Genomic DNA, 18,980 nt, shown 5'->3' on the forward strand with positions numbered 1-18,980 from the left:
ACGCATACTCGCCTCAAACGATAATAGTCTGTGAACAACATTCATATTTAGGTAAACTGATCCTGTATCAGTAAAAGACGCCATTCTAGCATTATCGATGATCAACAATTAACATAAATAAATTCCCTATGCTCATCCGCCGAATTGCAATTGTCCTTTTACTTACATTGCAACTAGTAGTTGCTACTGCTCAAACATCATCTTATGCAGATTCCCTTGAGCTGACACTAAAACGCTATCACTCGGTATATGACACGAATTATTTGAATACCCTGCTGAATATTTCATGGGTAAGACAATCGACAAATATTCAAAATGCTGACAGTCTTGCCCGACTAGCTTATAACCTTTGCACCAAAGCAAATTACCAAGTTGGAATAGCGCGTTCGCTTAATACATTAGGCTCAATAAGCCGTGCACATAATGACTTGGATTCAGCAAGAAAATATTTTAAAATGGCTTACCAAGTCAACGTTAAGATTGGAAATAAAAAACGTGCTGCCGAAAACCTTGGCAATCTTGGAATCATCTTTTCAAAAGAAAATCGAGTTGACAGTGCATTAAATTATTTTGATCAATGCCTGAATGTGTTTGAATCAATCAAAGACACCGGTGGCATTCTTGCATCCTACAGCAGTATTGCTGAATTACTTATCAGAACAAATGACAATATTGATGGCGAAAAATATAGCCGCAGACAAATGGCCATTGCGGAAACAATAAAAGACACAGCTCACTATGCAATTGGTCTGGATAATCTCGCGACCATAGCATGGAGAAATCATGATTACAAGGCTGCTTCAGACTATTACCTCGAAGCAGCGGGTTTTAAAGAAAAAATCGATAACCAATATGGGCTGATGTACACTTACGGCAATATAGGAATGACCTATAACGATCTGGGGAGATATTATGACGCTATCCGGTACATACGAAAAAGTCTCGCGCTATGCAGTGAGTTCCAGGATTCCATTCAACTTGCTGCTGGATATATAAACCTTGGCGTTTCATACATGCGACTGTTTGAATCTTCAAAAAACAAATCGACGTCCGATAGTGCTCAGCGCTACCTGATAACTTCCATTGACATTTTATCACGACAAAATGATATGGAGCAGTTGTCACAGGCATATTTTACGCTTCAGGAATTATATTCAAAAAAAAATATGTTCCATGAGGCTCATAACTATCTCTTGAAATACACGATGCTTCGCGATTCCTTTTTGACAAACGAGTATAACTCAAAAGTCGAAAAAGAATATCTGACAAAATTTGAGACAGAGAAAATAAAAAACGAGAAGGATAAAGCAGAAAATGAAAATGAACTAAAGGATGCACAAATTTTCCAACAACAAACGCAAATATTTGCAATCGCAATTTTTTTCATTTTACTCTGTTTGATTGCAATCTTCATTTTCTATAAAAGAGAAAAGAACCGGAAAATAAGTGAGCTTAACAAAGAGAAGAACCGAAAAATAAATGAACTTAACCGAGAACGAGAGTTGATTCTTCAAACTAAGATCAGTGAACAGGAAAAAATTTCCAATGAAATACACAACGAAGTAAGCAACACTTTATTTACAGCAAGGGAGCAGGTGGTTATTGCCTTGCAAACGACAAATGAAGTAAATCGAAAAAATATTTTGGATGCTGTCGTGGATCAGATTGAATCAATAAGAAAAAAAACAAGAGCAATTGCCTACAATATTATGCCGGCTTCCTTTTGGACAAAAGGACTAAGCTCGGGATTGTCCGAATACTTCAACCAACTTAACACACTCATAAAAATCAAAGCGCTCTTTAGATGGTATTGCGGGGACATCTCATTTGACCAGAGAGCGGAAAGAGATATTTTCAATATCATAAAAGAACTCATTACAAACTCTTTGAAACATGGTATGGGGCTGGAAGAGATAGCATTGATGGTCAAAGTGGAAGAGAATTGCCTGATCATTATTTTGGAAGATGACGGTTTTGGTTTTAACAGTGAAAAGCTCATATCCTCTAAGACTATTGGCTGGGGATTTGTTCTTTCCACAATCCAGGAAAGTTACAAAGGCGAAATAATTGTTGCGAGCGAGGTCGGTAAAAAAGGTAATTTTTTCAAAATAACATTACCGGTGTCGCACTTGCAAAATAATATACCGTCATATGAAAACAGCTATGAAAGTATATATAGTAGATAACGAAGTTTTTTATGTTGAAAGCCTTTGCGAACTTCTTAAATCAGTAGATTTCATCGATGTCGTAGGGAATGCCTGGGACACGACTGCAGCTTTATTGGAATTAAGTTATGCCGCCCCGGATATTTTGATCTCTGATATAAGGGTTCCTTCAAAAGAGGATGGCTACAAGTTTATGACTGCTGCAAAATCGAAAATTCCCGAACTAAAGATCATAGCAATTACCCATGAGCCGTACTTTTCGCTTCTTTCGGATGGGGAAGCAATTGGCTGGAATGGTTTGATCCACAAAGCTGATATGTCTAAAGAGACGTTGGAGGACGCCTGTCGAACAGTTTGCAGAAATGGTGAATTTAATTCAGAATCTATTCAGGAGTATTTTTTGAAAATCAATGGTAAGCAAGCAAAATTTCCTTTTAGTAAATATGAACGGCAAATAATACCCGATCTTTACAAGGGAGCAAGCAACAGGGAAATCGCGGAAAAATTTCATGTCTCCCCTGAAACGGTGAAAGACAGGGTTTCTAACATTCTAGAGATTTGTAACCTCAAAAGCAGAAAGCAACTTGCAGCTTTTTTGCTTCGCAATAATCTCATTGATCCAAACTTAATCTAATAAGTTTTACATTGATTTACTTAGCTAGCAATCAGCTCAAAGCCCATTAATTAATTTCTCAATATCACACCACAAAAAAAATATCTTCCCCTTTAGCTTCTTCGGCTTCAGCTTCCCACATTTTACCCAATCATAGATCGTGGTGCGGCTTATGTTACCAAAAAGCTGCCGCGTCTCCTGCATATCGTACAACGGCTTCTGTTGAAATGCCGTTGTCTCTTTTGACGCACGTCGCGACAGCTCCGCAGACTTACCTGCAGCAATGATCTGCTCCAGCTCCGCCCTGATCAGTTGCCGCATCTCCTGCCAGAAAACCTCCATTTCCATCGGCACTAAAATCGGTGTATCTGACTTGCCCGCCATGCACAAACATTGTTAGGTATGTTGAATCTTCAGCAAATAAACCAGGCTGCCCAGCACCGGGTTATAAGAAGGTAGGTAATGGATATAACCATACCGGTGCAACTCCTGGATCACCCGGTGATATGTGTTGTTGGAAGAGATCTTCGCGTACTGCATTAAATGTTTACCAAACACAGATAACGGCCCTTGTTCTTCCTGCGCACTATAAAAATGAAGGATGGCTGCATACAAACTGATGTGCAGGGGTCCAAGCCTTGCATCGTCCACGGCGGCATGCATAAAGCCATAGAAAGCCTCTTTGAAATCCACTACTATGTTGTCTGCTGCAACCATCCTGCTTTACTTCAAGCGTCCTGAATCTATTGAATTTTGTGCTTTTGCCGGGGCTTTTTGGTGTCTCCCTCCTGCTTTTGCACCTGCTTGTTGGTCTGTCTTTGTTTATGCGCTTTGCCCGCCGTCTCGCCCTCCTTTTCTTCTTTGGCCACGCTCTTTTCCTCGCGCCTGTTTTCCTGCGCGGGTCCCTGCTGTTGCCGCGTTTCGCTTCCATTGCGTTGCCTGATCTGTTCCACATTCTCTTTTAGCTTTTCGGCAAATTCCTTACCGATGTAACCCTTTTCGACCAGCGTTTCCGTCGGTACCGGCTGCTTGTTGGCATCATATACCCGCAAAGCATTGAGCGGTATATTCGGTGAAATGAACAGCTTTTGCTCTTTACCATTATCACCGATGAATGTCGCCAGTTGCAGGTTGCCGCGCTGCAGGGATTCCATCAAGCGACTTTTATATCCATCATGGGCAAGCTCCCGGATACTATAGCCGCCCAGCACCTTTTCCAGGTCAAACGGGTAATTCTGGTTGTACTGTTTCTGTTCGGGGCTGCCGTTCTGCTGGATGTTCTTGAGATTGGCGACCGTCCATGCCGTGTAATGCTGGTCGTTCGCATTATTGAAGGTTTTCCAGACCGGTCTGCCGGATAAATAATTGAATGCCTCCTTAAAAGTGAAAGTGGTGTAGAACTTGGCAGCATGCTCGTCGTCGGGTTTGCGTTTGAAATTATTCAGGTGGAAGGTCTGCTTCATCTCTGCCGCCTGCCCGTCCTTGCGCACACTCAGGTCATACTTGTTAAAAAAGTATTGATCGGAGGTCTCCGACTTTTTGATGTGCAGTGTTGCGCTTGCTTCATCACCATCATACGATTTTTTGAAAGGATGCTCGATGGAGGGTGCACCGCTTTTCAATTTGCCAATCAATTCCGGTGTGAAAGCTTCTTTCAAACCGATCTTCATCAGTTGTTTTTCAAACAAACTCAATTCTTTCTCTGTCATAACAACATTTTTTATGTTTAAAAATTCAGGCATCCGGACAGTATTCGTAGGAACATGTTCGTTCCATAAGCGCTTTGCCTCGATAATTCCTGCAGTGTCTTTAACAATACCCAGGAGATATTTTATCTCAGCAACTTCCTTATCGCCGGCGTCGAATCTTTCGTAGTCCGTAGCCTTTTGATAAAACCAGTCCGCCTGTGCCATTTTCGCTTCGGTCAGGAGTACCAATGAACCTGCATCATCTTTTATTTGTAGCCACCTGTTCAATTCCAATTCAAAGGAATCAACGGACATGGAAGCATAAAAATCGCGATCTGTCGTGTTCTCATGGCAATACTCCGCTACATCAAAACCGGTTTTAAAAAATGCAAGATCATCCTTACCCAACACAGCTGTATTGCTACAATAAGCAACATATTCAAACCCTGCCGTACGCTGTTCTGTTAAATACGACTTCAGTTCCTGTGGCGCATTTTCACTGAATAACATCATACTCCTTACTTCATAATTCCAGTCCCTCTTCAACGCATCTGCATCGTCATCAACATTTTTCATAACCTGGTTATATTTTCAAAGTCTTCTCAATTTATTTTAGGACGGTGGCTGTGGCGGGGTTTTTCATTTTCCTTTTGCGAAACCGGGGTCTGCTCTTTCACGGGACTAAGCTGTACGTGGTGATGCATTTCATTTTTCAGCACCACATTTTTCAATTCCCTATGCGCATCGCCAACCGGGGTTTCAGCTGAAAACTGCATACGTTGATATAGATGCTGTTCTTCCTCGCATTTCCGGATGATCACCGGTTTATCGATTGTGAACAGCGGTACATGGTTGTTCCACAGTTGTGTTGCGATGATGCGCCCCGTATTATCCTGGCAAAGCGTGTTTAGTGCATCATTGATTTTACGCACTTCTGCAAATCCTTTATCCCATGCGCCGTTACTCTCGCTATACTCATAATACCAATCAGCTTTCTTCATAGCGGCTTCGAGGTAATTGGTGTTGACGCCGTTGATATGTGCGTGGGCAATAACAACCTGGTGATAAAGCGTGGCATCAAACTGTTTGAATAGATACCAGCCATTGCCCGCGTCTTCAAACTGAAGCCGGCATTGCATCTTTTCCTGTTGCACTTCTTTATTTACTGTGATATCAAAACATGCGCTTTTGTTATTGAACTGCCATTGCAGCTCGTAGCCGAACGGTTCATCCCAACCATTCTTGTATAGCTCTATTTCCAAACAATGCATGTTCACTTTATAAAAATGTCTGGCAAGCATCATCAGTTCCTCGCCCGGCTTTATCCCACTCAGATCGTCTCCAAGACAAGCCTCCAATGCTTCCTTTGTTACCGGCAATGCATCGGCACATAACAATGCATTTTGTTTTAAATACTGGTAAGTTTCCACTACAGTCGTTTCTGGCGTTGCAATAAGATCGACTTCTTTCTTCCATTCAAATATCCTGCATACATGTTCCAGTGATATTTCCGTCGGCTCCCACGGTTCACCGTGCCAGTGTTTGTACATCAGGCGTTCGGCGGCATCCCTGCCTTCCTCATTATATTTATAGAGTCTGTTCACATCCCTGGTGATCATATCCAGCCGGTCCAGAAAATCATTTCCATCGGCTGTTTTGATGTGTGCTTCCACAAGGCTGTCCCGGTGGTGATCGATTGACCAGTCGATACTGTTCATCGCGTGGTCGAGTTCTTTGGCGCTGATGCCATTGATGGTGATATCGGGTACTTCAGGCGCGATGCGCAAGCTGTAATCATAACTCTTCAGTTCATATCCAAGGTCTGCGGGATGTCGCTCAAAGTGTAGCACACATGTTGTTTTTTCGTTGTCGTTTCGTTCCTTTTGGATCAGATCAAAACGCTCCTGTGGGTAGTCAACATAGTAATCGAGTGCCGGAAAAAGTCTTTCATCAAATCCCAGTTGTTTTAACTGCAATTGCAAAGCTTCAAGACTTTCACGTTGCGCAGGATCATACATGGAATACACGCCGTCTGCATAAGCGAACCGGGTGCTTTCGGAGAAATTAATTTTATTGTTAAGGATGGCATCCACACAATTGAGCACATGCCTGGTGCTGTACTCGAAATACAGGGCATGATCACTATTATTTACTTTGGAGAACTCTTCAAAGCTTTGCTGATCCCGGAAAAAGTGAAGGTCATTTTTGTTGGCAGCGCCAGGCTGAACGTTATACGCAACCAGTTCAAAACCTTGTTCCAGTTGCAGCTTCAATTTTTCATGAATAGCCTTTATATCTTCTGCCACGATATTCATAAGAGATTATTTGTGTTTATAAAACCAATACGCGTATTAATTTCTTATCCTTAATTCATCCACCGGTACCGCGTGGATGATATTCCTGTTCTTCACCCGCAGTTGCAAATGCCGGCCGCCGCCCGCTTCACCGATCTGTATGATAAAAGACTTGGCGTCCGGTATGGTAAATTTTTCAAAGGCAAACACAGCAACCGCGCTGGAATTTGCTCTAACACGCTTATTGTTCCCTGCAGTACACACGGGTTTCATTTCCACCTGCTGCGCAGCAGTGCGTTTAGCGATCTTTTTGTCCTGTATGCTAAAGCGGATAAAATCAATATCATAATTGATGGAAGACACATTCTCCAAACTAAGCTGCAAGAACAACAGGTTTTCTTTGATATAGATCCCGCTTACAACGGCACGTATATCGCCCTTGTCATGGGCGATACCATGCACCAGCCGCCTGGCTTGCAATAACCTTTTGCTGATCCGCTCTGCAGAGGCAGGGTTCATCCGTCCGGAACCAAACGAGACTTCATTGCGGTTCACGGCCTGTGGTTCCGCAATATTATACACCGTCTTTGCAGGCATGCTATCATACAATACCGTAAAGGTGTACAGCTTGCCATCCGCCGTGATGACCGTAAGATTGGTTTCCCGGAAACCAGCGGTTGCAGCCTTTAAGAATAAAATATTTTCATTGTCAGGTGCCTTTTGCGCAAGGATGTCTTTGCTGCCGAGGTCTGCGGGTTTTACTGCCGCCGGGAATACCAGCGTCGTCGTTTTGTTGGTCGTTAATTGCAGTGTCGCATAGGTCACTGTTTGCGCCCTGCCCACCATCACCAATCCGCACAGGCAAAGCATGCCTATATATCGTTTCATAATTGTTGATTTACTGTTTGATTTTTAAAAGCACTTTGTACCCCGCTTTGAGGGTCACGCGCACGAGTTTTACTTTTTTACTAAAGAGTTCTTTGGCCGCGTTGATGCCGGCGGTGGCAGCCTGTGCCTCGATAGAAGGATCGAGGGTTGACAGGCTCATGGATTGCACGGAACTGTTGGCTGATTGTTTCGCCACCGTGCGGCCAATGGCACCTGGGATATAGACACCCGGTAAGCCATCCAGGTCATACACGTCCATGCCAACGGCATAGAGCACACTGTTGTAAGTGATTGAGGTAATGTCCACCTCCAATCTCTCACCGTTCAGTTTGCCGATGCCATACACGAGACTGTTTTTGGGTATGAGGTTGCCATTGACAGCGATATCATTCAGCAAACGCAGTTTGACAACCGCGCCGGCGACGATGGTTTGTGTCTCCGCGACAACAGCTTCGATGGCATGTTGTGATGGAACGGAAACAGTATTGTCAGCAATGCCATAAAAGCCGCTGCCGGTGGCGGTTTGCGCTTCGCCCAACACGGCAATATCATTGCCCTTGCCCTGCTTTTGCACCACAGCGTTTGAAGTTTTCTGTTCTTTGCTTTTTGCCTGTTGCTTTTCCTTTACGCGTTCCGGGTATTGGAGATCGAGTATTTTCTCCAGGACCGTGTCCAGCTGCCTGATATCCGCGTTATCCCCTTCGCCACTCTTCATGACATGCAGCATGTTTTCGAGGCGGTCCATATCAGGGTTTGATTCCGGGCGCTGTGGGTAGCTCTTGAACCGTCGTTCGTTACCCGCGTAACTGCGATCAGCAGTAGAAGACTTATTCATCGTCGCTTCCAGTTGCGCCAGCTTTTTCAATAAGTTTTGCTCCGCTGCTTTTGAACGGGAATCACTGCCATTACTGCCTTGTAATGCATCGTCGCCTGTCAAACCTTCCTGGTGATACTGACCGGCATATCGATCCGTCAGTGTTTTGATCTGGCGCAAACTGTATCTACCGGTATCTCCCGGAAATTTTAAATCCCGCATATCCTTTTCATAGGCTTCTTTTAATTTTTGCGAATCCTTTTGCGCCATGTCATAGAAACTCATTTTATTCAAACCCTTATCGGCTTTGAGTTTGGCGTCGGGTAACTTTGTGTTGAGCCCCGCTTTGGCGGCAAGCGTTGCTGACGGTTTTCCTTTACCGCCACCGAGTGCCCAGAACGCCATCGTCAAAAACGGCACGATCAAAACGGGCATCACGAGCAGGAACTTTCTTTTGCGTAAAACTTGTTGGGATTGTTCTTTCATCACACACCTCCTTCATCACTTTTATTTTTGTAATTGGTAATAGTCTTCGACTTTTTGCAGGCTGTCTTTTATACCGGGATGGGTTTTGACAATGCTGTCGTATTGCTTTTGACCGGTGCTGTCTTTTGCAAGACTGTCGAGATAGAGCTTGAACCTGTGAATACGGCTATAGAGTTCAACCGGGATCAACGCATTTGCCTGCGGGTGTTTCTCATCGGTTTTCTGAACCGGCAAATGCACCGGTTCAATTTTGATAGCTACATCCTGGGATGCGCGGAAAGGTGACAACAACAACCAGGTGCTATACAGCACGCATACGGCACAAAAGACGTACAGCAACCGGCGCTTCTTCGCAACCGGTAACGGGTTGATCTTCCTGTCCAGCCATTGCGCGCAACGCTTTTTTATCTTGTTGATGACCAACAGCCATTTACCCGCCAGCTTTTGCCTTGCCTGTACCGCCCGGTTGTAGGCTTTCGACTTTTTCATCGGTCACGGTTTTCTGTTTTCAAATCATGGTTATCGAGTATCTTCCATTTCTCCACCAAAAAGCCATGCGGATTGTTGTCACTCCGTTCCACATTCCGCAGATATCCCTCGCTGACGAGGTTACGGGTAATGATCGTCGTCGGGCGGATGATCTTTTCCTTTGCAAAACATTTGAAATAAAACGGGTAATTATTGATGTCCACCTGTACACTGTCAAAACTGATCTCCTGGCTGATATTGCCCGAGATCAAATTGACGTAATAGGCATTCTCTTTTAGTGCATCGTATTGCTGCTTGGCGGAGTTATCCGCGAGATAAAGGGCCTTCGTGATATTTGCCTGCACCACTTTTTCATCCGGATCAAGGGTGAAGAAATAGTAGTGAAACATCCGGACATGGTCCCTTGCCTCTACCGGCACATTTTCTTTTCTTTCGGACGCAAAGGCTTCGAGTATTTTGCCGTTCGCAAGTATGTAGATCTTCTGTTGCATCATCCGCACTGTTTGCTGCGATGCATACAACGCGTACACCGTGATCGTGAGACACGCAACGATCAGGAACAGCGAGAAGGTTTTAATATGCCTGAACGCCGTGTCTATATTTTTCATTTGTCTGAACATCCTTCACACATTTTCATTTTCACAATCCTATTTACCACCCACCTTACCCATATCATTGCCCAGGTCCCGCAAGAACTGTGTTCCTGCCGCACCCGTCATCGAAACGGCATCACCTGCAGCAGAGGAACTCATGTTCGTAGTCTTCACCAGCAATGCATTGTGCCCGCCTGCCTGCACGATCCAGTTCGCTACCGTTGGCACGGTGAAATAACTCACGATGCCGATGACCATAAAGATCAGGTAGCCTGCATCGGTGGAACTAAAGAAGGTATCACCGGTAGCCTGCACCTGGTCAATATCGATCTGCAGCATGTTCTCCTGTATCTTACTGAGTACCGTACCCAGGATGTTCGCCACGGGCAACCATAAAAAGATATTGATATAGCGCGCCAGCCAGCTCGTCAAGGTGTGCTGGAAACCGTCAAAAACCGACAATCCGAAAACCAGCGGCCCGAGGATCGAAAGGATTACGAGGATAAAGGTGCGGATCGTGTTGACGCAGAGCGCCGCCGCCTCGTAGAGGATGTCAAGCACGTCCGCCATCCATTGTTTAATCGCGTTGCGGAAATTATACGACGCCTTTGCCAGCGCAAACTTGATATCATTGCCGATCACATCGGTCCAGCTCTCATCATCGACGGTTTCCCCGGGGTACGTGTATTTGTACCATTTGTCATAGTCACCCGAACCCGTTTCACCAACATACATCTGCCAGTACTCGGTCTGTTTCACCGCTTCTTCTTTTTGCTGCAGGAGTGTGGCAACGGCTTTCTGAGAGTCCTCCAGCATCGCATTGGTACCGGATACCGTAGGTTCCATCACACCGCGGATCAACCCGATCACACCGCTGAAAAAACCAATTGCGATGCAGATCGCAAAGGGCCGCAGCAACGGATAAAAATCAATCGGCTCGGCATTGGCGAGCGAACGCCAGACCCTGGAAGCGATATACCACAAGGCCGCAAAGCCGGCGATACCACGACCCACATCAATGAGATTCTCACAGAGCGGGATCATTTCATCATAGATATTATCCAGTACCGATTGCATGCTGTGGATACCATCCGCAACAGCGCCGTCATCCTGCGCAAACAACAATACCGGCATACAAATCACTGCTATCGTACTGATAGCCTTTACACACATTTTCATACATCACTTATTTTGGAAGCCCGAACAATATTTTATTCTTCTCTATATTCCACCATTCATTTTTCCGTTGCGCTGCCAGCACGGAGGTACCGCCATTAAAATGTTGCAGGAACAGCAGTTTATCCTGCACTTCATTGTAGATGCGGTCAATACCTTCCAGTCTTTCTTCGTCACTCATCCGTAGCTGTTGCGCGGTAATGATTGTCAACAGGTCTTCTACATTTTTTGCACTCGCATCGAGCAGGTTGTTATATACCGTGCTCATATAATCCAGTTCTTCCGGCGAAAACATGTCTGATGCCTGGAAGTTCTTAACAGCATTGCCTGCCGTTTTTACGATCAGCGATTCGTAGTAAAAAATATCCGCAACGCGTTTATAATTTTTCACCACGGGATTTACTTCGAGCAGGCTGTTGAGGAAATCATTGTGCAGGTTGAAATTCCCTTCCGATATGTCTTTGATGGCGCCATAGCCATTGGACAGGATCTCATAGCCTTTATACATGTCACTCAGGATGCCTTTCAATTGCGCCAGCTTCTCAATATCCAGCAGCAATTGCTGTATCTCGTATTCCTGCGCCCTCGCTTTGAATGAGCCGGCGAAGAAACAAAGCGCAATTATCATCACGGTCCACTTTTTCATCACTCACTATTTGATATTGTATAACTTTTTCACCCTGTCCGTTTCACTCTGCTGTTTGATACGCTGGACAGATAACATTTGCGCCTGTTTGCTGAACGATTGTACAAACGCATATTTGTCCTGCAGCGAAGCATACATCACTTTGATGTTTTGCAGACGCTCATCATCGGTCATTTGCAGTTCACCATCCATTATAAATGTGGTGAGTTGATCGAGATCAGCCGCAGCGCCGTTGATGATATTGTTGTAAACACGTTGCAGGTATTCCTTTTCCGCATCCATAAAAAAATCATTCGCTAAAACCTGTGTCGTACCTGCTTTTGCAGCCGCCTCAATTTTGGTGGCCAGCACGACGGCATCTGCCACATAAAAAGAAGCTGCAATAACAGGGTTTACAATCTTCAGCGAATCAAAATGACCTTCATGCAAAAAGAAATCGCCGTGTTTAATGTCATTGATCGTATTGATCCCTTCCTTCGCGATACTGTATCCCTTTTCGAGGTAACCGGCATAGACCTTTAACGCACCGATCTGTTCCACGAGGTATTTGATCTGGGTCTTTTTCTGCTGGAACCATTCCGCAATTGTTTGCGCATGTAAGACCTGTACCGCGAAACACAAGAACAACAATATCATTATCCGCTTCATAAAATATTATATAAGCACTTATACATTTATTCCAGACCGTATAATTTCTTCACGACATCCACATCGCTTTGCTGTTTCGCCCTTTGCAAACTCATGATGATATTTTGCTGGTTGAACTGTCGCAGGTCGTCGAAGTTGGTATCAATATCTGCAGCGACATTGCTGATGATGGCGAGCCGCGCCGCGTCGCTCATTTGCGTTTCAAAAGAATTGATAACGATAAAGATCGCGTCTAGGTTTTTGATGCTTTGATCGAGTATGCCACTGTACACTTTTTCCATGTATGCGATCTCGTCCGCTGTAAAATTTTTATCCTGTTTGAACAGTGCAAATGCTTTCTCATATTCTGATACGATGAGCTTTTGTTTGTCAATGATCTCCTTTACCTTGTAGTAATAGCTGATAACAGCTTTTACTTTTCGCAACTCGTCAAAGTAATCCGCATACAAATCCTTTTGCTTGTCTACCCAATCCGTGATCTCATCCAGCTTCAGCTTCGACATTTCATTCTCGATCGTCTTCTGCGCATTCTGCAACCAGATCGTCTTTGTCTGCAAACGCTGGATCATCAGGTCCACCGCTTTGATGACCTTGATCACTGCCTCCCTGATGATCTGTATGATGGGAATAGCGGCGGCCTGTGTTTTTGCCACCGGCATGGCCGCAAGCATTAACACCAAACACAGCAACAACAACTTCTTTTTCATAACCTCATGCTTTTGCTATTTTCTGATAGGCATTATTGCCCAGCAGCATCATTTGTTTGACCGGGTGGAATGAACATTCGCGCCCGTGATTCAGTTCCACCAGTTGACGGGTGGCGGCATTGTACACCGCGTACCATTCTTCGTTTTCATGCGTCTGCGTGGCGGGTGCCGGGTTAAAAAGGTATTCTTTAACCACCGTTCTTTTTACCTGGTACAGTTCCGTTAGCAAATCGACCTGTTCGATGCGGATGATGTCCGTCTCCTTACTGAATTCAAATTGCCGTTCCCGCTGGTAAACACCTTCCATATACAGTACCCTGCTGACCTCGCGCAATGTCCTGTTGCAACCCAGCAGCCACATGCATTTTAGCTTTGTAAAAACATCCCATTTCATGATTTCTATTTTATGGTTGATAATTGTGTCATTTATTGTTAATATCCCTGATCAATGCCCTGATACCGTTTTCCACACTGCCCTGTTGCTGCGCATACTCCATTACTTTTACTCTTTCCTTTCCGTCGGTAGTGAACGCATAATATTCTTCGGGACAGAGCTCGTTCTTATACACTTTGGTGACCTGCCCGCCGAGGTCGATAAAGATTTCCCGGTTATCCTTATTCACCGATAACAAAATGGTCTTTGCTTTTTCGGACAACCCCAGTACATCCTGCAGCTTGTCAAACTTGTTCATGAACTTGCGCATGTCCATCAGTATCTTGATATCGGCGTTGTTGATGATGGCGTCCTTGATGATGGGTGAGCTGATGAGGTCATCGAGTTCCTGTGTAATGACACCGGGAATGCCATTGAATTTGCGGATCGTTTTGAAGGCATATCGTAAGAACTCCGCCATACCGCTTTTGGCGATGGCTTTCCACGCCTCATCGATCATCAGCACCTTTCTCTTGCCCGCCAGCTTGCGCATTTTGGAAATGAACATTTCTGTTATCGCCAGGGTCACCACCGGGAAAATGATCGGGTGGTCTTTACAGTTGTCCAGTTCAAAGACGCAAAAGGGCTGGTTTAAAATGTCCAGTTTCTCGGTGGCGTTGAGCAGGAAATCAAATTCACCGTTTTTGTAATAGGGACGCAGCACATACAGGAAATTATTGACATCAAAATCCCGGTCTTTTACATTGTGGCCTTTCAGCACTTCCAGGTAGTTGGTCTGCAGGTATTCATAGAAAGTATTGAAGCATGGAAATACATTTGTTGCTGACTGCAGGTAATCGTAATACCCGCTCAACGCGTTGGAGAGTGCGACGTATTCGCTACGGTTAAAGCTTTCATTTTCCTGCTTCCAGAGCGTAACCAGCAATGCTTTGAGACTTTCCTTTTTCTCGCTGTCCATAAAGTCCCCCGGCGGCAGGTAAAAGGGATTGAACTTGATCGGGTCTTTTTCTTCGTAGGTGAAATAATAACCACCCACCAGTTCACACAGCCCTTTGTAACTGCCACCGATATCCACCGTCACGCAATGCGCGCCCTGCTCATACAGCGAATGCAGGATATGATTTACCGTCATGCTTTTGCCCCCACCAGACGTCCCGCAAACGAGCATTCCCATGTTGGAAGTGATGCCCGCTTTGCGCGGCGCATCAAACATATCAAGGAAAACGGGTCGCCCGTTGAGCCGGTCACAAAAACGAATCCCATCCTTTGGCGGATCACTGCGGTAATTGGTTTCCAGGGCGAGGAAGCAACAGGCCTGTTCCGCGAAGGTGTCAAAGCAATCATTCGATGGAAAATCACCGGCGTTACCCGGCATACAGGCCCAGAACTGCTGCGGTGCACCGCTGACCTCCTGTTTGGCTACCGCATCGATCTGCGCCATGGCAGAAGACACTTTGTTCTTCAGGTCTTTCAACTCCACGGGATCATTGCTCCAGGCGATGATGTTGAAATGCGCCCTGACCGGCATCCGCTGCGCACCAATGGCTTCGTTCAGGAAATCATTGGTGGCATCACGTGAAATCGCATTTTCCCGCGAGTATGCGGATAGCGATTGCAACCGCAGCCTTTTACTTTCCAGTTTCTTTAAGGTCACCTGCGCATCCTCGATAAATATGAACTGGTTGTAGATATGATTGCAAAACAGCAGCAGCCCCATCGGTGCGGCAAACCCCAGCGGGAACCTTGTCCGGTCTGTAGAGTATTTGTCATAGGTCATGCGTGCACCGCAATGCGCCGGTAAATCCTGTACATCGGCCAGCGAATAGATCTGGCAGGACAGGTCGCCCACCCTGATCTCTTCCGCGAAACTCAGCTCTCTTAACACCTGTACTTCGCCGGGTGTATTCAGGTTGCAATACTTTTCGATAATGCCTGCTTGCTTTTTCGTACCTGCGAGTTCATTATCTTTTAGCCGCCGCAACTGCATAAACCCACTGTCTTTTAAGATCCTTTCAAATTGCCCGACCGTTTCGAGGAAATCATGCAGCAACTGCGGCTGGACCGTTTCCACCGGCACGATGGTTTTCTTCAGCAACCCGGAATACATGGATGTAACCGCTCTGCGGTTCGCCGGCTTCTTTGTCAGGTAAATAAAGCAGGAATGATGCAGGTAAGACCTGCCGTTGAAGTATCGTTGGCTGCTGTCCGCGAGGAAACCGCCACCGTTTGCCTGGCTCTTATACCTGTCTTGCGTATACCAATCCTGCTTATGAAAGATGCATTGCTTGGGCAACACCCGGATCGCCTTGATTAATGCCTGGTGGACCGCTTCATAGTCTTCCTCAGAAAGTGTGAAGATCTCCGGCAGCGTCACCTCAAACGCGACGGTGATATCTCCCTGCTTTGATAAAATGCAATCGTGTTCCACGCCCATAATGGGCAGTATGTCTTCCAGTGTTCTTTCCATCACTTATGCTTTCTTCACTAACTGAATAAATGTTTGTCTCGAATAGGACTTGATGACTGTTGGAACGGACCGGCGCGCTATTTTCTTCATGATCCCATGCTCACCATACGTACGGCTGGTGCGGTACACTTTGAAAAAAAGCAGCCCGGTGAGTAAGCCAACGACTGCGATACAGATAAATGGATTGATACCGATAATATATAGCGCCGCAAACAGTATCAGTAACAACAGCAGCCCACCGGCGAGGTACCAGATGTATTGTGCCTTCAGCCCGCGAAACTCAATGGGTTTGTTGATCCCTTTGTTGACCTGGTATACACTTGCCATAAACACCCGGTTTTATAATCCAAAGAAGCTGCGGAGCACTGTGGCCACGATCACGAGGAAAATACAACTCCCAAACCACGCCGCCGCCACGCGTCCCGTATCGGGCTCACCCGCATTCCACTTGTTATACACTTTCACAGCGCCGATCAACCCGACCACGGCCCCGATCGCATACATAAGGTTGGTTCCATCGTCGAAATATCCACGCACCATGTCATTGGCGTCCTGTATACCCTGGTTGCCGTCCTGCGCCAGTACTTTTGTCGTTGCTAAAACCGTCGCGATCATCACGCAGGCACACACGATGCCCTTTCTGCTTATAAAGCAGTTCGCTCTCCACTTTTTCATACTTCACTATGCTTTATTTGATTAAGCTCTTTCTATCGCCCTCGTGTAGTGCTTCCGGCAACCTCCCCGTGAGGGGAGGTGCGGAAGCTGCGCCACCACCCTTAACTCAACCACAACTTGTCTAGCTCACCGGCACGCAGGTGAATGGCGCACTTGTTCTTACATTCCACCATGATCACTGTATTAATCTCACGCTGATAACGTGTGTTATTCAATTGCGGGTAATCCTTTATGCGTTGCTGTAACCCAAAGCACAGCTCTTCTTTTACATAGCCTTTGTCGGCTGCCTGCATAATAAACGCTTTCACAGCTTCAGCCAGGTCATGAGCAAAAGGAATGAGGTTCTCATCTTCATCCTCACTGTTATCTTCCTGTTCTGTCGATGTTGATAAATCCGTATGGTGTGATGCCGCATTACGTACAACCGGCAACACCCATCTTTTTCTTTTGGCCAGCAACACTATCTCTTTGCGGTAGAATAATAGTAAGATGGAGCACTCATACAATACGGTAAGGATGACGATGATTTTCCAGTATTCACTCCAGGAGATTTGTTGTAACATGGCGTTTGATTTTCTTACACAAAGATGCCATGCTGCGAAAGGGCGTTTTCACACCGCGAACCGTATTCGGAAATATTTTTTTTGAAGGTGTTTTTGGGCTGTATGCTTGCGGTATGCTAACGAAATGAAGGGCAAATGGCTGGAATCGCCATACAGGTGTGGCATTATTAAAATAAATACACAACACGAACCGTATACGGTAATACTTTTTTGAAGGGCTCCCGAAGCATCGGAAGGGCAGTTTGACAGTTACCCGGGTCACTCTACGACCGAATCATAATAACTTTCCCCGGGTATTTTATTGCCATGCAAACCGTTCAGCATAGCGATCTGGCCGACATGGGTTGTCATGTCCAGGATAGGTCCCTGAAGCAGCTTTTTACTGGTATCTACGTCAATTGCTCTCAGTTGCAAAACAGTTGCTAAGTCCTCCAGGCCACGCAGCAATCGTTCCCGTTCTCCTTCAAAATCCAATGCGTTGGGGTAAGCTACATTGAAATGTCCTTCGGTAAGCAGCGACCGCGATTTGACTGCGAGATCGAACATGTGACGGATGATCTCATTCGGGGTCCTTGCAGGAGTGCTGATGGCAAAGTTGCCAAAATCCGCTTTTGAACCCATGGTAGCTTTGCTAAAGCGGTACGCGATCGCTTTGACAGCATGTACCAGCAGTTGATTTTGTATCTCCACAAAAAGAAAATTTTTTGCTTATTAAAGTATGCTGCCAGGCTAATCAAATTTCCTCATTCCATTTTTCAGGCCGGCCTCCCGCAGCATTGGATGTTATATTCAGGCCCATAATGAGAAATTCCACGTCTCCGTGTGCGTTGGGACAATGTTCTACGCCCTTTGGAACAATAAACATTTCATGGGGATAGAGTTCAACATTGCGATCCCGCAGCTGTATCGTAAGGTGTCCCTTATAAACAATAAAGAGTTCATCCTGGTCATCATGATGATGCCAGTTTATTTCGCCGGTACCTTTAGCCAGCTTGATCAGTTGCCCGTTGGCTTCACCAATGATCTTCTGGCTCCAGTATTTACTGATGGTTGATAATTCTTCCGGGATATTTACTTTTCCGGATGGAGTGCGTGCTGTTGTTACATTGTTGTGCATGGTATCATGTTTAATAGGTGAATCGTCTGGAAGGATAAGCTCTAGCAAAGCGATAGAGAGGTTCCGGTGCTGCAGCGGCAACTCCGGGGAATCGGGCGTAGTATAGTTTTCAATGAACCGGAAACCATAGCTTTTATAGTAGGAGATAATCTTGGCATTGTCCGCCCAGGTATCCATACGGATATATTTTCTTTTCTTTTCCCGGGCAAATTGTACTGCCCAGTCCAGGACTTTTTGAAATACCTGTTGCCCGCTGAATTGCCGGTTCAATACGATGCGGTGCAAATAAATGGCATCGGATTTTTCCATTGCTCTCCAGATCAGTGCGTCGGTATAGCAAATGCTGAATATGCAGACGATGACCCCTGAGCTGGTTATTTTGTATAAAAGCTCTTGCTCAATATCACTTTTTATAAAGGCTTTATCGTAACTGTTCCAGCCGGTATAATGATTCTTTTTTTGAAAAGCAATGGCTGCTTCAAAAAGCTGGCAAACGTCCTCCAGGTCATCCGGCGTTGCAGGCGTGATAAAATATTGCATAGCAGGTTTATTTGTTG

21 protein-coding genes are annotated in these 18,980 nt (G+C 45.4%); 2 read left to right on the forward strand and 19 right to left on the reverse strand.

Going from position 1 to position 18,980, the window contains the following annotated elements; all coding sequences use genetic code 11:
• The first annotated feature begins 128 nt into the window (after positions 1-128).
• Both FRZ67_RS18845 and FRZ67_RS18850 read left to right on the forward strand, forming a co-directional pair.
• Positions 129-2,186, forward strand: coding sequence for a tetratricopeptide repeat-containing sensor histidine kinase (locus tag FRZ67_RS18845; protein ID WP_147192138.1), 2,058 nt, complete (start codon positions 129-131; stop codon positions 2,184-2,186).
• Positions 2,152-2,799, forward strand: a complete 648-nt coding sequence (locus FRZ67_RS18850) for a response regulator transcription factor (RefSeq protein ID WP_147192140.1) — start codon at positions 2,152-2,154, stop codon at positions 2,797-2,799. Before FRZ67_RS18845 ends, FRZ67_RS18850 begins: the two co-directional genes overlap by 35 nt.
• Before the next feature lie 36 nt (positions 2,800-2,835).
• Here the strand turns inward: FRZ67_RS18850 and FRZ67_RS18855 are convergent, their stop codons facing one another.
• The 19 genes from FRZ67_RS18855 to FRZ67_RS23680 all read right to left on the reverse strand — a co-directional run bounded on the left by FRZ67_RS18855 (position 2,836) and on the right by FRZ67_RS23680 (position 18,963).
• Entirely contained in the window at positions 2,836-3,162 is a 327-nt protein-coding gene (locus FRZ67_RS18855; RefSeq protein WP_147192142.1) for a DNA-binding protein, read from the reverse strand.
• Between the two features lie 12 nt (positions 3,163-3,174).
• Complete coding sequence (locus tag FRZ67_RS18860; RefSeq protein WP_147192144.1) at positions 3,175-3,495, reverse strand: hypothetical protein; 321 nt, start codon at positions 3,493-3,495, stop codon at positions 3,175-3,177.
• 26 nt (positions 3,496-3,521) lie between these two features.
• Complete coding sequence (locus FRZ67_RS18865) at positions 3,522-5,042, reverse strand: hypothetical protein (protein WP_147192146.1); 1,521 nt, start codon at positions 5,040-5,042, stop codon at positions 3,522-3,524.
• Between the two features lie 26 nt (positions 5,043-5,068).
• Positions 5,069-6,781, reverse strand: coding sequence for a hypothetical protein (locus FRZ67_RS18870; protein WP_147192147.1), 1,713 nt, complete (start codon positions 6,779-6,781; stop codon positions 5,069-5,071).
• Positions 6,782-6,817: 36 nt separating this feature from the next.
• Entirely contained in the window at positions 6,818-7,648 is an 831-nt protein-coding gene (gene traN, locus FRZ67_RS18875; protein ID WP_147192148.1) for a conjugative transposon protein TraN, read from the reverse strand.
• Positions 7,649-7,658: 10 nt separating this feature from the next.
• Positions 7,659-8,948 (reverse strand): conjugative transposon protein TraM, encoded by a 1,290-nt coding sequence (traM, locus tag FRZ67_RS18880; protein ID WP_147192150.1) that lies wholly within the window; start codon positions 8,946-8,948, stop codon positions 7,659-7,661.
• 21 nt (positions 8,949-8,969) lie between these two features.
• Complete coding sequence (locus FRZ67_RS18885; protein ID WP_147192151.1) at positions 8,970-9,437, reverse strand: hypothetical protein; 468 nt, start codon at positions 9,435-9,437, stop codon at positions 8,970-8,972.
• Positions 9,434-10,045 (reverse strand): conjugative transposon protein TraK, encoded by a 612-nt coding sequence (gene traK, locus FRZ67_RS18890; protein ID WP_225975397.1) that lies wholly within the window; start codon positions 10,043-10,045, stop codon positions 9,434-9,436. Before traK ends, FRZ67_RS18885 begins: the two co-directional genes overlap by 4 nt.
• A 39-nt stretch (positions 10,046-10,084) precedes the next feature.
• Positions 10,085-11,209 carry a conjugative transposon protein TraJ gene (gene traJ / locus FRZ67_RS18895; protein ID WP_147192153.1) on the reverse strand — a complete coding sequence of 375 codons (1,125 nt, stop codon included), beginning with the start codon at positions 11,207-11,209 and terminating at the stop codon, positions 10,085-10,087.
• 7 nt (positions 11,210-11,216) lie between these two features.
• The gene (locus FRZ67_RS18900; RefSeq protein ID WP_147192154.1) at positions 11,217-11,852 is read right to left on the reverse strand and encodes a TerB family tellurite resistance protein; all 636 of its coding nucleotides are present in this window, start codon (positions 11,850-11,852) and stop codon (positions 11,217-11,219) included.
• Between the two features lie 6 nt (positions 11,853-11,858).
• Complete coding sequence (locus tag FRZ67_RS18905) at positions 11,859-12,500, reverse strand: hypothetical protein (RefSeq protein ID WP_147192155.1); 642 nt, start codon at positions 12,498-12,500, stop codon at positions 11,859-11,861.
• Between the two features lie 26 nt (positions 12,501-12,526).
• On the reverse strand, positions 12,527-13,207 hold the full coding sequence (locus tag FRZ67_RS18910) for a conjugal transfer protein TraI (RefSeq protein WP_147192156.1): 681 nt from the start codon (positions 13,205-13,207) through the stop codon (positions 12,527-12,529).
• Between the two features lie 4 nt (positions 13,208-13,211).
• Positions 13,212-13,601: a hypothetical protein gene (locus FRZ67_RS18915; protein WP_147192157.1), complete on the reverse strand. Its 390-nt coding sequence runs from the start codon at positions 13,599-13,601 to the stop codon at positions 13,212-13,214.
• Between the two features lie 28 nt (positions 13,602-13,629).
• On the reverse strand, positions 13,630-16,068 hold the full coding sequence (locus tag FRZ67_RS18920) for a TraG family conjugative transposon ATPase (RefSeq protein WP_147192158.1): 2,439 nt from the start codon (positions 16,066-16,068) through the stop codon (positions 13,630-13,632).
• A gap of 3 nt (positions 16,069-16,071) precedes the next feature.
• Positions 16,072-16,395 carry a DUF4133 domain-containing protein gene (locus FRZ67_RS18925; protein ID WP_147192159.1) on the reverse strand — a complete coding sequence of 108 codons (324 nt, stop codon included), beginning with the start codon at positions 16,393-16,395 and terminating at the stop codon, positions 16,072-16,074.
• 12 nt (positions 16,396-16,407) lie between these two features.
• The gene (locus FRZ67_RS18930; RefSeq protein WP_147192160.1) at positions 16,408-16,743 is read right to left on the reverse strand and encodes a DUF4134 domain-containing protein; all 336 of its coding nucleotides are present in this window, start codon (positions 16,741-16,743) and stop codon (positions 16,408-16,410) included.
• A 101-nt stretch (positions 16,744-16,844) separates the two neighbouring features.
• A complete protein-coding gene (locus tag FRZ67_RS18935; protein WP_147192161.1) occupies positions 16,845-17,306 on the reverse strand; it encodes a hypothetical protein in 462 nt (153 codons plus the stop codon).
• Positions 17,307-17,564: 258 nt separating this feature from the next.
• Complete coding sequence (locus FRZ67_RS18940) at positions 17,565-17,996, reverse strand: hypothetical protein (protein WP_147192162.1); 432 nt, start codon at positions 17,994-17,996, stop codon at positions 17,565-17,567.
• Between the two features lie 43 nt (positions 17,997-18,039).
• Entirely contained in the window at positions 18,040-18,963 is a 924-nt protein-coding gene (locus FRZ67_RS23680) for a GNAT family N-acetyltransferase (protein ID WP_225975398.1), read from the reverse strand.
• Positions 18,964-18,980 lie beyond the last annotated feature (17 nt).

Source organism: Panacibacter ginsenosidivorans (genome assembly GCF_007971225.1).
GTDB lineage: Bacteria > Bacteroidota > Bacteroidia > Chitinophagales > Chitinophagaceae > Panacibacter > Panacibacter ginsenosidivorans.